1 protein-coding gene is annotated in these 604 nt (G+C 58.1%); it reads left to right on the top strand.

The window, feature by feature from the left end:
• A partial coding sequence (locus ACXJ5O_RS29200) for a molybdopterin-dependent oxidoreductase (protein WP_457302949.1) occupies positions 1–604 on the top strand: 604 nt, incomplete at both ends.

Below are 604 nucleotides of genomic sequence, written 5' to 3'. Positions count from 1 at the left end.
GCATTATGTCGAGCGATACACGTCGGGGTTCGAGGCGGCATTGGCTATCGCCAACAGTCACGATCTGCGCAGCATTGCCGCACGGACCGGGATCTCTCCCGAAGAACTTCGTGCGTTTTTTGAACTGTTCACGCGAACCGAGCGAAGCGTGACGGTTTACAGCCAGGGTGTGAACCAATCCGCCAGCGGCACCGACAAGGTCAATGCCATTATCAACTGCCATCTGGCAACGGGTCGCATCGGTCGTCCGGGTATGGGGCCGTTTTCGATCACCGGTCAGCCCAATGCCATGGGCGGCCGCGAGGTTGGCGGATTGGCGAACATGCTGGCGGGCCATATGCATCTGGAAAATGCCGGGCACCGCCAGCTCGTGCAGGCGTTCTGGGACGCTCCGACCATTGCGTCGAAGCCGGGACTGAAGGCTGTCGATCTTTTTGATGCGGCGCGGGCAGGGAAGATCAAGGCGCTATGGATCATGGCGACCAATCCGGTGGATTCTATGCCGGAGGCGGATCTTGTCATCGAAGCCTTGAAAACCTGTCCTTTCGTCGTTGTTTCCGACATCAATGCGATGACAGATACGACATGCTATGCCGATGTGCTT

The sequence above is a fragment of the Phyllobacterium sp. P5_D12 genome (assembly GCF_054049495.1).
Note: the sequence above shows the minus strand (reverse complement) of the source record. Positions and strands in the feature narration are given on the sequence as shown.